The following is a 14134-nucleotide window of genomic DNA, read 5'->3' on the forward strand; positions in this document are numbered from 1 at the left end:
ATCTAGGATAATGACTCTAGGCTGCTGCATTGCTTGCTTGAAGCTATATTGCTGCTAGAATCCACTTTTGCTCTTTTTGCCTGCAAATGCAAGTGTAAATGCAGCACATCAAGGCTAGCAGGCGTTATGCCACTAATTTTAGAGGCATCAAAGAGCGTTTTAGGGCGTGCGATTGAGAGCTTCTCCACCACTTCAAGCGATAGCCCAGAAATCCCTTGATAGCAAAAATCTTCCGGGATTGTGGCTTGGAGCTGGGCGTGCATATTATCAATACTTGCTTGCTGCTTTTGGATATAGTCGTGGTATTTTGCTTGTATGTGGATTTGCTCTTTTGCGGCGGAGCTGAAGTGTGAAAACGCCGGGATTTTGGTTTCTGGTGTTGGCTTTTTACTAAAGAAACCTGCTTGCGTGCCCCCGCCTTGCTTTGCCACGCCGCTATCGTGGCTCGCAATGACAGAAAATAAGGCGTTATCACTAGAATCCAACTTCACACTAGAATCCACTTTTCCACTTTTTTGTGCGTTGTTTAAAAAAGTGGATTCTAGGTTTTGCGTCTTTGTTTGTATGGATTGCCACGAAAATCCTTGCGGATTTTCTCGCAATGACGATAAATGAGCGTTGCCGCTAGAATCCACTTTTTTACTTTGCGGCTGATTTTTATTTGCGGTGAATTTTTCACACTCGGCTTGTTTTTCTTCTTCAAGGATTCTAGGCATTGCGGTGGGGCTTTCGTAGTTTTTTGGGGATTTACTAAAGAAACCTGCTGCGGCTTCGCCTTGCACCGCTTCGCTTGTTTTGGGGGCAGAGCTAGACTGATGGTCTGCGGTTGCCTCCAAATCCCCAAAATCTGCGGAATGCCTACCCAAAGCCGAATCCCCACCAAGTAAAGCCGAATCCCCCTTAGAATCCTGCTCACTGCGTAAAAACCCCTCTAGCGCGTCAAAATCCCTAAACCCATCTTTACCTACGATATGTAGTAGCGCGGTTTTTTGGTTGATGGGGGGGAGATTGAGCTGGGCTAGGAAGCTTTGGGCGCGTTTGTTTGGCGTGATGAAGTGCGTGTGTAAAAACGCTAGGGCTTGTGCTATATCTTGCTTATCACGCGCAAAACGCTCGATATGCTCCCTACTCATTGTGCCAAGCTCTCTAGCATAGCCTAGCAAGCGATAGATCGCATTATCTTCGCGCAGTAGCAGCCGATATTCTGCGCGAGAGGTAAAGACGCGGTAAGGCTCATTTGTGCCTTTGGTTACAAGATCATCAATCATCACGCCGATATAGCTCTCATCTCGGCGCAACACAAGCTCTTTGCGAGGGAAGTGGAAGCGATCTGGCGCGATGTCTTGCAAGGAGAGCGTGGCATTGATCCCAGCTAGTAGCCCTAGTGCGGCGGCTTCTTCATAGCCTGTGGTGCCATTGATCTGCCCGGCTAGGTAGAGGGAGTGTATGGCTTTGGATTCTAGAGTGTGGTGGAGCTGGGTGGGCAAGACATAGTCGTATTCTATGGCATAGCCATAGCGCGTGATTATGGCATTTTCAAGCCCCGGGATAGAGGCGATCACTTGCTCTTGCACATCATAGGGCAGAGAGGTGGAGAGACCATTGACATAGTATTCCGTGGCGTGCGTGGTTTGCGGCTCTAAAAACAGCTGGTGGCGAGATTTATCGGCAAAGCGCGAGATTTTATCTTCAATACTTGGGCAATAGCGCGGACCTACACCATTGATCTGTCCGGTAAAGAGCGGTGCGCGGTGGAAATTCTCGCGGATAAGCTCGTGTGTGCGCTCTGTGGTGTAGGTGATATAGCAGGGCAGCTGCGTGGGGGTAAATTCGCTTGTCGTGTAGCTAAAGTGCGGCGGATTCTCATCGCCAGAGTGCTGCTCTAAATGCGTAAAATCAATGCTAGATCCCAAAATCCTAGGGCAAGTCCCTGTCTTTAGCCGCCCAAGAGTAAGTCCCAAATCGCGCAATGATGTGCTTAAATCATTGCTCGCACTCTCGCCAAAGCGACCATTTTCTAAACGATTTTCGCCGATATGCACAAGCCCTTGCAAAAATGTCCCTGTGGTGATGATAAGCTTGTGTGCGTAATAGTCCTTGCCGATATTGGTGCGCACACCTATGGCTTTCTGCCCTGTGCTATCAAGCAGGATTTCTTTGACCATCGCTTGAGAGATAGTGAGATTGGGCGTGTTTAGGGCGAGATTGCGCGCATAGATCCTGTATAAATCCATATCGATTTGCGCTCTTGTGCCACGCACCGCAGGACCTTTTGAGGCATTGAGTATGCGGTATTGTATCCCGCATTTATCAGTGATCTTCCCCATAACGCCCCCTAGCGCATCGACTTCTTTGACCAAATGCCCCTTGCCTAAGCCGCCTATGGCAGGATTGCAGCTAGCTAGGGCGATATTTTCGACTAAGATAGTGAGCATACACACTCGTGCGCCCATTCTAGCAGCGATACAAGCCGCCTCTAAGCCCGCGTGCCCCCCACCTACGACAAGAACATCATAGACCATACTTACACCAAGCCTTGCATAAAATGCGCTATACGCGCGATACCAGCGGTGATTTGCTCTGTGCTACACGCAAAGCTTAGCCGCACAAAGCCATCTGCCCCAAAGGCACTGCCGGGCACTAGAGCTATCCCCTCTTGCTCTAAGAGCTGCTTACAAAACTCCATAGAATCCCCACCGCAAGCACTCCCTATGGAGATAAAGAGATAGAACGCACCTTGAGGGGAAAGCGTGTGCAGCCCTTGAATCGCGTTGATACTAGATACTGCTAGATCCCTGCGGGCTAAAAATGCTTGGCGCATTGCTTCTATCTGCGTATCCACACCACCTTCTAGGGCGATGATAGAAGCCTTTTGCGTGATTGAGTTGATATTTGAAGTGCATTGGGATTGGAGATTTGTCATAAGCTTGATAAGCGTAGTATCAGCACTTGCGCAATAGCCCATACGCCAGCCTGTCATTGCCACAGATTTGCTAAGCCCATTGATCGTGATAGTGCGCTCAAACATATCTTGGCTAATGCTCCCCACAGAGACAAACTCCCCATCATAGAGCAGCTTTTCATACATCTCATCGGCGATTACGACAATATCGCTGCCGTGCAGCACTTGTGCTATGGACTCTAGCTCCTGCTTGGTATAGACCATACCGGTGGGGTTTGATGGCGTGGTAAGCACAAGGGCTTTTGTCCTAGGCGTGATTGCTTGGCGCAAGGACTTAGCAGTGATTTTAAAGCCATTTTGCTCATTTGTCTCTATGAAAACATTGCTCCCACCGCTATAAGCTACAAGCTCGGGGTAGGTTACCCAATAAGGTGATGGGATTATGACTTCATCGCCTTTATCAATCAATGCTTGAAACACATTGAAAAGCGACTGCTTCGCGCCATTACTCACTAGAATCTGCTTTGGCTCATAGCATAAGCCATTTTCTCGCTCTAGCTTATTGGCGATTGCTTGCTTTAGCTCTGGGATCCCTGCTACTTGCGTGTATTTGGTAAATCCTTCATCAAGTGCGGCTTTTGCAGCAAGCTTAATAGGCTCTGGCGTGTCAAAGTCTGGCTCCCCAGCAGAAAAGCTTAGAATATCACGCCCTTGTGCTTTGAGCGTGGTAGCAAGGGTAGAGATAGCGATAGTGGCGGACTCTTGGAGATTGGTAATGCGGCTAGAGTAGGTCATAAATGCTCCTTGACTTAAGAGATGATTGCAGTGCGCTATTTTAGCAGATTTTGACTTTGGGCGTGTGGGCTAATGCTTTAGGGATTCTTGCTTTTCTTCTAGGAAAAAGTATCGCTCATAGCTAGAATCTAGCTCTTTGGTGATAGATTCTAGCTCCTTTGCCAATGCCACCACACCATAGCGCGCTAGGCTTGTCTCATCGCTAAGTCGCTGCTCGATGAGCTGCTTTTGTGCTTCTAGGGATTGTATGCGATCTGGTAGGCTATCTAGCTCGCGCTGTTCGTTGTAGCTTAGTTTTTTATTTTTGGGCGTTGGCTTTTGCGCGCTTTTGCGGGAGTCTGCGGCGGGGGCTTGCTCATTACCGCTTAGGTAAATCCCTTCGCCCCCGCCTTGACAACCCACAAAATCATCGCAAAACAAGGGATACCGCTCGCCGTTAAGCGATGTTTCTTTAGAATCCATACATTCTGCGCTAGCAGAATAACCACTCCTAGAATCCGCTTTTGTGCTATGGATCGCCACGCCGACTTCATCGGCTCGCGATGACGATTGATTTTCTCGTTTAGCCTGATTTGCTTCTCCTAAGATTCTAGGACTTGCGGTGGGGCTGTGGGAGCTTTGGCGTTTTTGTGGAAGGTTAGCGGACTCCCTGTCCGTGCCTTCCGCAAAAACGCCAACACTGCCGCATTGCTCACCCAAGACTGAATCGCCTAGCAAGAAAAGTGGATTCTAGGAGTTTTGTGAGCCTACCACCGATAGCCAAGCGATGCGGTGTAGATAAAGAGCCCCCCAAGTCCCCCACTATGATAGAGTGAGCTCATACTCTGCTTATAAGTCCAGCTCCCAGCTAGCCCTAGATCAAAGCCCCTTAGATTGATTTTCGCCCCACAGCCTAGCATAAAGCCATCAGAATCCGGTATGCCAATTTTATCCTGCGCACTTGGAGCTGCGTCATAGGCAGCTGACGCCATAAGGCGCACAAAGGGCGTCTTATAAGTCGCGCCTATGCGGAAAGTGTTGGTATCGCGCCAGCCAGCCCCCATATTGCTCACCACGCCAAAGTTTGCAATGCCTACCATATTTTTAAGCGTTTCGCTATTAAAGACATCAGGCAGCGCGACAAGTCCGCTTAAGCCCTTGTAAGTGGCATTGGCAAAATCTGGCGAGACATTAAACTTAAACCCACGACTCCAAAATGTCCGCTCATACACGCCCTCTAAGCGCAATCGCCTATTGAAAAACTCGTGCGCATAGGCTAGGGTCAAAATCTCTGGCATTTGCACGGCGATATTAAGATCTGCTATGGTGAGCACATTGCCCATCGCTCCGCCGACATAGGTGGTAGCTTCAACCTTGCCTTTCATATCAAACTTGACAGGGGAGTTATACACCACACTTGCCATACCATTATCAAACACACGCAGTGAAGCGGCTAGGCGGAATCCTGTGGAGAGATCCTTGCCTTCAGATTTTTGATAGACTTTAGAGGTGCCAAAAAGGTTTGTTTTCTCACTCACGACATCGCCCATTAGCGCACCCCAATTTACGCATTCTATGCCACCTGTATTGCAGTTTTCTACTTTGAGATTTACGCCAAATGCTTGTGCGATCGCTGATATAACAGGATCGCTAAGTAACTTTCCTATATTGCCTTTTTTTATGGATTCTGGGATTAAGGCTTCGATGGCTTCTGGGTGCTTGGAGAGATCTTTGATCTGCTCTTTATCAAGCTGGATCCCTGTGCCCCCCTCATCTAATGGGACATATACGACATTATTAAAGCTCCCCATTGCATACATCACCCGATAGCCAAAGCCAAAGGATAGGCGGTCATTGATAGTCCAAGACACGCTAGGGCTGGCTTCTACCATCATAATAAACACATCTTGTAGAAACTCTCCGCCTTTCCCTGCCCACTGCATAGCTAGCCCAGAGCTAGCCACAAAGCTCCCGCCAAAGGTTACGCCATGCATCGTGCGGGATTTATAAAACATCTTTGGCACAGCTAGGGCAGTATCGCCGGTGCCGCCGGTTACAATTTGAGAGTCTGGGGTGGAGTGCTCTAGGATAATGGGGTTTTTCAAATCTGCAAGCTCTGGCAAAATACCCATAACTACTTTGCCTAGCAAATTATTTGGATCTGTTATTTGCTCTACCATACCCCCTTTATTAAATTCCAAAGTCGTCTTAGAATACAGCCCCTGATTTGTCGTAGCGACATCAAAGTTAAAGCCCGGGATATTGATAAGGCTTGTGGCTAGCTCAAATTCACTTTTATTCTCCCCCCAGTCGTTGCTAAAGCCCATATTCGCAGGATTGTAGTAGCTCGCATCTGCTCCGCGCGCCCCTGCGATATATGCAGAGCTAAGGGCAGTGGCATTTAGGCTTTGCTCTTGGATTTTAAAGCCATTGGCATAGATGTGAGATAGGGATAGGAGGGGCAAAAAACAAGCGCGAGCAAGCATAGCAGAAAGTTTATTGACACAGCTCAACTCTTCACCCCCTTATAGCCTCCTTAGAATCTAGTAGATTAGAACACCACCGAGACAAATCCCATAAACTTCATATAGTTGATATTATAAATATCACGCCCGGTTTGGGTGGTGATGGCGTTTTGATCTAGTCCATCAGTGATCGCCCCTTGGGAAAACTCCGTGCCATCTTTGCGGTTTGTCATATTGCCCATAGTCCAGCGGAAGCCTAGGTTGATCACATTGCGCACTTTGTAGCCCACACCTGCTCCATAAATGAGCCCATCATAGCTAGTTTTGATCGTGGGGTGCTCGCCTCTGCCATTCACCCTCGTATAAGTATCTGTCATAAACTGCCACGCATAGCCCACAAGCCCCACAAGGTAGAATCCATTTTTCTCAAAGCCAATCATCGCTGGAAGCTCGACCCCAAAGCCTTGCACAGCTTGGGCGGTTTCTTTTGTCTCTAGGAATTTATCGGCGATGATGTTTGATCTACCATTTGCTTGCAAGTAGATAGGGAAGTTTAGCTCTGCACCGATAAGGAAGTTTAGCCCTAGGATAGTGGATTCTATCGTGCGGAGATAGGCGTGGTAGCCCACATCGACAGCGACATAGTTTGCCTGCCCTAAAGTCGTGTAAGAGCCGCCAACACTTGCTTCGTTGAATATATACCAGCGGCGTGCGGCGTTTTTGCTTGTGCTGCCATAGGTGGAGCCAGAGACGATAGAGCCGCTTGCGAAATTTTTGGTAAAAGAGCTCTGCTGGCTTTTCACGGATTTGTAGGTTTTGTTGGGATCTTTTGCGCCAAAGGCTAGGCTACATAGCAAGCTTGCTCCAAGGATCGTAGCTAGTGCGGTTGTAGCTAGGGATTTGGTGGGGGTTTGTGTGGTGATTGGCATTGTAACTCCTTTTGCAATTACTCTAAATTTGCTATGATACCAAATCGGCAGTAATAATTAGTAATTAAATATGCAAGAGATTCTAGCAAGCCTAAAGGGAGCGATGAAAGGGGATTGATTGAGAGCTACCACGCAAGATGTGTCGCAAAATGCACCAGCCATATCGCTTAAAACCCCACTGCTAGCCCTTAAGGCTTCAGCAGGTAGCGGCAAGACTTTCGCGCTTGCTACGCGCTATATCATCTTGCTTTTTCAAGGAGCTAGGGCGCATGAGATCTTAGCGATCACTTTCACAAGAAAAGCGACTAAGGAAATGCAAGAGCGCATACAAAACGCCCTGTGTGATCTAGCCCAAGGTGTGCAAGGGGCGTTTTATCAAAGCTTGCTAGCAGAGGGCTTTAGCCCACAAGAGATCGCCCACAATGCCCCTAGAATCTATCAGGCATTTTTGCGCGATAGGGCGCGTATCCTTACAATTGATGCGTTTTTTACTACGATATTGAAGAAATTTTCCTATTTTGCGGGCTTGCGCGCGGATTTTACGATGATCGATGATGGGCAAAGTGCGCTAGAATCTATCAAAGAGAGCTTCCTAGAATCCAGTGCCAAAGGCTCTAGCCTAGAGTCTCTTGCTAAAACTTGTGCTGCGCTTGGGCTGGAGTTTGATAGGCTATTTTCTTTCATACAAGCAGGATTTGAAGATAGGCTGCATTTTTCCAATGCTATGCTTAAGCGATATAGAGAGCTTGATACAAACACACTACTTGCGCATTCTAGGGATAAGCAAGCGCGAGTGATGATCTTGCTCCAAGAGGTGCGACAGATCCTTACTAGTGCTGGGGAGCGACTAGAAATGCCCCTAAGCACTCAAGGCTATAATGCGCTAAGTTTTGCAAGCTTTGAAGAGTTCCTTGATAAAGATAAGATAACTTGGCTTATGCAAGAGCCAAGCGCGTATCAATACTTCAAAAAAATCCTTACAAAAGATGAAGTTACCAATATCCAAGTGTGCGAGAGAATTGAAGAGATCAAGCAGTGTATGGGCGAGATTTTTGCTAGCAAAGAGCGTGCGACACTCGCGCAAATCGCGCGTATGATTACACAATACTCCCTAGCCCACAAGCGCGTGCTAGCTGCAAGAAATATGCTAGGCTTTAGCGATTGTATGCTAGAGCTATATAGCCTGCTAGCACAAGAGCTAGAATCCAATTTAGAGCCTAGCGTGGATTCTAGGGATTTGGTGGATTCTAGGCTAGTGATTGATCCGCTATTTTTCTACTTTCGCCTAGATACGACAATCGCGCATATCTTAATCGATGAATTTCAAGATACAAACCCTATGCAATACCGCATTTTACAGCCACTAATTGATGAAATATGCGCGGGCTTTGGAGCGCACGGCAAGGAGCATAGGAGCTTTTTTATCGTGGGGGATAGCAAGCAGAGTATCTATCGCTTCCGTGGGAGTGAGAGTGGGTTTTTTGACAAGGTGGCAGGAGAGCTTAGGCTCAATGTGCAAAATCTCCCCTATAACTATCGCTCATATAGTGAGATCGTGGGCTTTGTGAATGCGGTGTTTGCTAGAGTCTTTAGCGACTATATCCCCCAGCAGCTCCCCAAAGAGAGTGATAAAAATGGCGGCTTTGTGCGAGTGTGCAAGCTACATATCAAAAGTCAAAAAAGCAGCGGCAGAGTGAGCAAGCAAGAAGTAGAGCCGGCTATGCTTGATTATGCGATACAAACGCTAGGAGAGTTGCTAGAATCTCGTGTCAATGCGCAAGATATAGCCTTTTTGTGCTTTAAAAATACAGAGGCACAAAGCCTGCGCAATGCCATTAAAGCACATTTCCCACATATCAATATCGTGCTAGAAGCGCGGGCGAAAATCACTGATGAAAAAAGCGTCAAAGCCCTGCTATGTGCCTTGCAGCTAGCAAACTTTGTGCGCACGAAGCTAGAATCTAGGCTGGATTCTAGCGCATTGCTTGCTAGCGATGAAGCGAGATTCTATCTCTATAAGCTAGTAAAGCTCCTTGGTGGCAAGGCGTTTGTCTCTCCTAGCCCAAGCGCGATAGCACAGACATTTTTGCACGCCCTAGAGCGATGTCCTATTGATACAAAGCCAAGCCGCTATCTCCTAGCGTTTATCAAAGCATTTGGGCTTGGGGATAAGAGTGCGCAGCTGCTTTTAGAATATAGCCTAGAATCCAGCAGCATTGAAGAGCTTTTTACACAGCTAGAAGCGCAAATCCCCGATGCCCCCAAAGATGATCAGCAAGGCTTGCGGATCCTAACTATCCATAAATCTAAGGGCTTAGAGTTTCCCTATGTGGTGGTGCTTGATCGATTTAGCAAAGCTCCTAATGATAATGCGCAGATTCTACACACACAAGATAAAAAAGTCTTGCTACATTTGCAAGAGCTACACAAAAGGCGCAAAGAGCTTGATGAGCGATATAAACAAGCCCAAGAGCTACGCGCCACACAAAGCACCATAGAAGATAATAATGTCTTATATGTAGCTTGCACACGCGCACAAAAGGGGCTTATCATCATAGCAAGACAGGAGCAATCAAGTCTTTTGCCAATTATCAATAATCTCCCCGCACAGCTAGAATCCACCCAGCAAGACCCCAAAGCCTCATCGACTAAAGCCCATAAACATAACGCACATACACCTATAACAACAGAAGCTAAAGATAGCGATCCTATCTTGCAAGAGTCGCTATATCACCCAGAGATTGTGCTAGAATCTGGGGCTATCATACAAAGCCAGATATTAAAGCCAAAGCCCAAAAGCACGCCACAAATCTTGCAACAAGAGCATTTTGGCAAGCAAGAATTCCCCACCACACAAGCACAAGATGGCTTTGTGCCACATATCGCTAGTATGCGCTTTGGCGAGGCGTTGCATCTAGGGCTAGAGTATCAAGTAGGCTTTGGGGTGGCAAAAGAGCGCGTAAGAGAGATTTTGCGCTATAAGTTTGGGCTAGAATCCAGCGCGCTAGATGCGATAGATTCTCGCATACAAGCCTTAAGGAGTGATCCTAGATTTTTGGCATTGCTAGAGCGTGCTGGCGGTGGCAAGGTGCTTGTGGAAGTGCCGCTTTTTACAGATTGGACACTAAGGCGGCTTGATGTGCTTGTGCATTGCGTGTGCGAAGATAGAGAGGAGTTTATCGTGGTTGATTATAAAAGCGGTGCGCCAAGGAGCGAGCATACAAAGCAGGTGCAAGAGTATATGCAGGCTTTGCGCTATGCGTATGGAGAGCAGATAGAGTGCCAGGGCTATGTCGCTTATATCCGCGATCCTATACAAGTGGTTAGCGTAGTGTAAGGATTGGCGATGAATCAAGGACTCTATCTAGAATCTATCAATATTATGACAAAGGAATTTTTAGCCCAAAAGTCTTTTGATGAGTTTATCGCGAGTGTGAAGCCTGCGTTTGCTACGCTTTTGGCGCGTAATGAAGTGGAGAAAGATACTATTCGCAAGGCGATTATGGACTTTATGGCACAAAGAGGTATGAAAGCTCTTGTGATGTTTGGGGCAAATGACATTACCATTAAATGCAGTATCATCAATCGCGATAAAAACGCGTATGTGGATTTTCTTATGCGATTTCTTGATGAAAAAGGCTATATTGATCGGCTAAAAAGTGGCGATAATAGCTGCTTGAAAGAGATTTTCTTATCACTGCAAGACACAAAGCTATCAAGCGATCTTATCAAAGATATTGTGCGTGGTGGGCTAAAGAGAGTGCTAGGGCTTGGCGATAGAGATGGGCTGTTTTTCCACGATGTGGAGCCATTGGTCAAAAACTTTGACTTTGAGCTTGTGCAAAATAACGCCCAAATCCGCGAGATGACAAAATCTGCTCGTATAGATTCTCTGCTTGATGAAGCCACAAAAGCGCATATTGATCGCGCATTAAAAGAGAAAAATATGGAGCTAGTCATCAAGCAAATCACGCAAGAGCTGATTGATAGCAAGCTAGCGGTGATGCGTGCTATGGATTTTTTGGGGGCATTTTCTTTCCTCTATATACAAGAGTTTGTTAAGCAGCTTCAAGGGCTAGAGCTACACTTAGGCGCACGCGTGCTAAACTGCTATGGCGCAGAATCTTACCGAGAAAATAGAGAGCAAATTTGTGAAGAAATCGCGCAAGAAGTGCTGCATAGGCTAGATTCTGGGGAGGTGTATGCTAGGGAGTTTGTGGCGTTTTTTGACGGGAAGAAAAAGATCTTTAATGGTAGGGAGTTTTATGTCCCTGTGATTGAAGATGTGGATTCTAAGATTTGGGGGCTTAGTGATATTGAATTTATCTTGCATTCTGAAAGAGACATTAACCAAGCTTTGCAAAAGCACCGACAAAATATCGCCGATGCGCAAAAACGCTTGCTTGCAATCGATCAAGAAGTCCGCGATAATAACGCGATAATCCAAGAAAAGCAAGAGCAGATCCAAACCCTAAGCCAAGAATATGAAGAAAAAAAGACCCAGAGCCTAGCCTATGAAAAAGCCGATATAGAAACGCGCAATGCTATGACAAAAATCATCAACTCTCTCTTGCAAAAAAAGATCCAAACACTTGATACAATCGCTTCGCTAAAGGGCAAAAACACCGCCTTGCAAGAAGAAAAATACACAATGCAAAATACGCAAAAAAACGCCCAAGCAGAAATCACGCTCATCACTAGAGAAAATAAGCAGAGTATCTATCGCTTTGGCAATCTTTTACACGCTTTGGGCGGGCGCATTTGCGCCCTTATCATAGAGCTAGATAGCTATGCATAAAAGCTTTGAATCTCAAGCAAAAATCCTGCTGCTTTTTATCGCATTTGGATTCTTACTTGTGTGCATTATCGCGTTTTTGGCGTTGCTTGGGCTAAAAGATGAGTATGATAAAAACCTAGCAAATCACTTGCAAAAATCCCACTCCTTGCAGCAAATCCAAGCCTACTACCACGAGCTAGCACTTGCCCCAAGCAAGCCCCTAGATCAAGGCATTGTGCTAGAGCATTGGGCAGCGTATAAAAGCGAGCCGCGCGAGCGCACAATCATCGCTAAATTTAAGCAGTTATATCAGCAGATATTTTTGCGCCAAGAAGTTGAGAAAATGGCTAGTTTGCGCCAAAGACAGCTAGGGCTTATAGAAGAGCTGGATTCTAGAATCCACAATCAGCTAGCACACAAAGCCCCCAATCGCACAAGCACAAAATCCAAAGAATTGCTACACGAGATCACCCAGATCATCGCCACACTAGATAAGCTTGTGCAGACAGATATTGCTAGGGCTTTGCTTGCTACTAAAATCGCAGATTCTCTCTACAATGCCACGCTATGGCTGCTTTTTGTCTTTGCGTTTTTGGTGAGCTTTGGGACGCTGTATTTTGCCTCTCTTGTGCTGGGCTTTGTGCGCGGGGTCAATCACAAGCTCCAGCAGACAATCGATGCCCAAACAAGTGAGCTTAAGCTTACTAACCAGAATCTACAAAAAACTATCGCCTATGAGATCGAGCAATCGCGCAAAAAAGATCAAATTATGTATCAGCAAGCCCGTCTTGCCTCAATGGGTGAGATGATCCAAAATATCGCGCACCAATGGCGGCAGCCGCTTAACTCACTCATTATTCTCTTTCAAAGTTTCAAGCTTAAATATGAGCAGCAAAAGCTTACCGATGACTTTGTCGCTAAAGAGACAGAATTTGCCTTGCAGATTGCCAAAAATATGTCTGATACCATTGAAAATTTCCGCAACTTTTTCCGCCCAAATCTCGCCAAAGAGAGATTTTCACTCACGCAAAGCATACAGGATTCTATCCGCTTGATTCAGCCTACTTTAGAGCAAAACAATATCGAAGTATTTTTCACTTATACGCAGGAGTTGGAGATGGTCGGCTATGAAAATGCCTTTGCCCAAGTGGTGCTAAATATCATCAAAAACTCCCAAGATATTTTCACCAAAGAAGATGCCACAGATAATGCACCTGCGGGTGTGGTGCAAATCACTTTAAAGCAGCTAGAGCAAAATTGTGATTCTACGCCTTTTGCTCTGCTAGAGATTATGGATAATGGCGGTGGTATCACACTTGCAGATATTGATAAAATCTTTGAGCCATATTTCACCACAAAGCATAAGTCCATTGGCACAGGCATAGGGCTATATATGGTTAGGCAAATTGTGGAGAGACAAATGGGCGGAAGCATAGAAGCGCGCAATGGTGCGTGGCGGTGTGAGCAAAATGGGCAGGAATTGTATGGCGCGATTTTTATGATAAGATTTCCATTATATTTTCAGCAGGATAGTTAATGCAAGAGTTTGCAGAATTGCGAGATTTGAGTATTTTGTATGTTGAAGACAATGATGATGTCTCGCGTGTAACAGCAATGGTGCTAGAAGACTATATGGGCAGAGTGCTACTTGCTAAAAATGGCGCACAAGCTTTAGAGCTGTTTAATACTCATCATATTGATATTATCCTTACAGATATTCTTATGCCAAAGATGAATGGCATAGAGTTTGCACGCCTTGTGCGCCAAAGCCCTCATAATGCCAAATGCCCCATTATCATCGCCACCGCACACACAGAAGTGAGCTACTTGCTTGATGCTATAAGCTTGCAAGTTGAAGGCTATATCTTAAAGCCCCTTGATGTCAAAGAGCTGCTATCCACACTGCATAAGGCGATTTTACCCCGCCTACAAGCCCAAGAGATCCGCGATAAAAATCTCTTGCTAGGGGCGATTGCGACATTTGTGGGAGGCAAAAAGATAGAGATTATCCAATTTCTCTTCACACATTGCGATAAGGATAATATGTTTTATGGCTCGTATGAAGACATTATCGAGCAGCTCAATGTCAGCAAGCCCACGATTGTAAAGACATTTCATCAGCTTATGGAAGTAGGGCTACTTAGCAAAATCCGCAACAAAGTCTATCGTATCAATATGCCTCAGGGCTAGAATCCTAAAAGCTAGAATCTATATAGGCGTATGTGGCAATAAACAAAAAAGGCTTAGAATAAATCTGTGAATGAGGTATTTATTTGAAGTTTTTAGA

General features: G+C 46.1%; 9 protein-coding genes. 4 read left to right on the forward strand and 5 right to left on the reverse strand.

Annotated elements, in window-relative coordinates; translation table 11 throughout:
- Positions 1-2 precede the first annotated feature (2 nt).
- The 5 genes from mnmG to DX060_RS06075 all read right to left on the reverse strand — a co-directional run bounded on the left by mnmG (position 3) and on the right by DX060_RS06075 (position 7070).
- Positions 3-2522 carry a tRNA uridine-5-carboxymethylaminomethyl(34) synthesis enzyme MnmG gene (gene mnmG / locus DX060_RS12005; protein ID WP_258552221.1) on the reverse strand — a complete coding sequence of 840 codons (2520 nt, stop codon included), beginning with the start codon at positions 2520-2522 and terminating at the stop codon, positions 3-5.
- 2 nt (positions 2523-2524) lie between these two features.
- A complete protein-coding gene (locus DX060_RS06060; protein ID WP_115011622.1) occupies positions 2525-3697 on the reverse strand; it encodes a pyridoxal phosphate-dependent aminotransferase in 1173 nt (390 codons plus the stop codon).
- A gap of 69 nt (positions 3698-3766) precedes the next feature.
- Positions 3767-4396 carry an ABC transporter C-terminal domain-containing protein gene (locus DX060_RS06065; protein ID WP_115011623.1) on the reverse strand — a complete coding sequence of 210 codons (630 nt, stop codon included), beginning with the start codon at positions 4394-4396 and terminating at the stop codon, positions 3767-3769.
- A gap of 47 nt (positions 4397-4443) precedes the next feature.
- Positions 4444-6162, reverse strand: coding sequence for an OmpP1/FadL family transporter (locus DX060_RS06070; RefSeq protein ID WP_115012324.1), 1719 nt, complete (start codon positions 6160-6162; stop codon positions 4444-4446).
- Positions 6163-6227: 65 nt separating this feature from the next.
- Entirely contained in the window at positions 6228-7070 is an 843-nt protein-coding gene (locus DX060_RS06075) for a hypothetical protein (protein ID WP_115011624.1), read from the reverse strand.
- 118 nt (positions 7071-7188) lie between these two features.
- Here DX060_RS06075 and DX060_RS06080 point away from each other — a divergent pair, with 118 nt between their 5' ends.
- Genes DX060_RS06080 through DX060_RS06095 form a run of 4 tightly spaced genes read left to right on the forward strand, consistent with a single transcriptional unit; the run spans position 7189 to position 14037 of the window.
- Positions 7189-10407 carry a UvrD-helicase domain-containing protein gene (locus tag DX060_RS06080; protein WP_115011625.1) on the forward strand — a complete coding sequence of 1073 codons (3219 nt, stop codon included), beginning with the start codon at positions 7189-7191 and terminating at the stop codon, positions 10405-10407.
- 9 nt (positions 10408-10416) lie between these two features.
- The gene (locus DX060_RS06085) at positions 10417-11868 is read left to right on the forward strand and encodes a hypothetical protein (protein WP_115011626.1); all 1452 of its coding nucleotides are present in this window, start codon (positions 10417-10419) and stop codon (positions 11866-11868) included.
- Positions 11861-13384, forward strand: coding sequence for a sensor histidine kinase (locus DX060_RS06090; protein ID WP_115011627.1), 1524 nt, complete (start codon positions 11861-11863; stop codon positions 13382-13384). Before DX060_RS06085 ends, DX060_RS06090 begins: the two co-directional genes overlap by 8 nt.
- Positions 13384-14037, forward strand: coding sequence for a response regulator (locus DX060_RS06095; protein ID WP_115011628.1), 654 nt, complete (start codon positions 13384-13386; stop codon positions 14035-14037). The genes DX060_RS06090 and DX060_RS06095 overlap by 1 nt, the downstream gene beginning before the upstream one ends.
- The last annotated feature ends 97 nt before the right edge of the window (positions 14038-14134 follow it).

Origin of the sequence: Helicobacter canis (assembly GCF_900451095.1) — a bacterium.
GTDB classification, from domain to species: domain Bacteria; phylum Campylobacterota; class Campylobacteria; order Campylobacterales; family Helicobacteraceae; genus Helicobacter_B; species Helicobacter_B zhangjianzhongii.

Coding starts and splice junctions, on each gene's coding strand:
- mnmG (WP_258552221.1), bottom strand. CDS start 2,522: ATGGTCTATGATGTTCTTGTCGTAGGTGGGGGGCACGCGGGCTTAGAG.
- DX060_RS06060 (WP_115011622.1), bottom strand. CDS start 3,697: ATGACCTACTCTAGCCGCATTACCAATCTCCAAGAGTCCGCCACTATC.
- DX060_RS06070 (WP_115012324.1), bottom strand. CDS start 6,162: ATGCTTGCTCGCGCTTGTTTTTTGCCCCTCCTATCCCTATCTCACATC.
- DX060_RS06075 (WP_115011624.1), bottom strand. CDS start 7,070: ATGCCAATCACCACACAAACCCCCACCAAATCCCTAGCTACAACCGCA.
- DX060_RS06085 (WP_115011626.1), top strand. CDS start 10,417: ATGAATCAAGGACTCTATCTAGAATCTATCAATATTATGACAAAGGAA.
- DX060_RS06090 (WP_115011627.1), top strand. CDS start 11,861: ATGCATAAAAGCTTTGAATCTCAAGCAAAAATCCTGCTGCTTTTTATC.
- DX060_RS06095 (WP_115011628.1), top strand. CDS start 13,384: ATGCAAGAGTTTGCAGAATTGCGAGATTTGAGTATTTTGTATGTTGAA.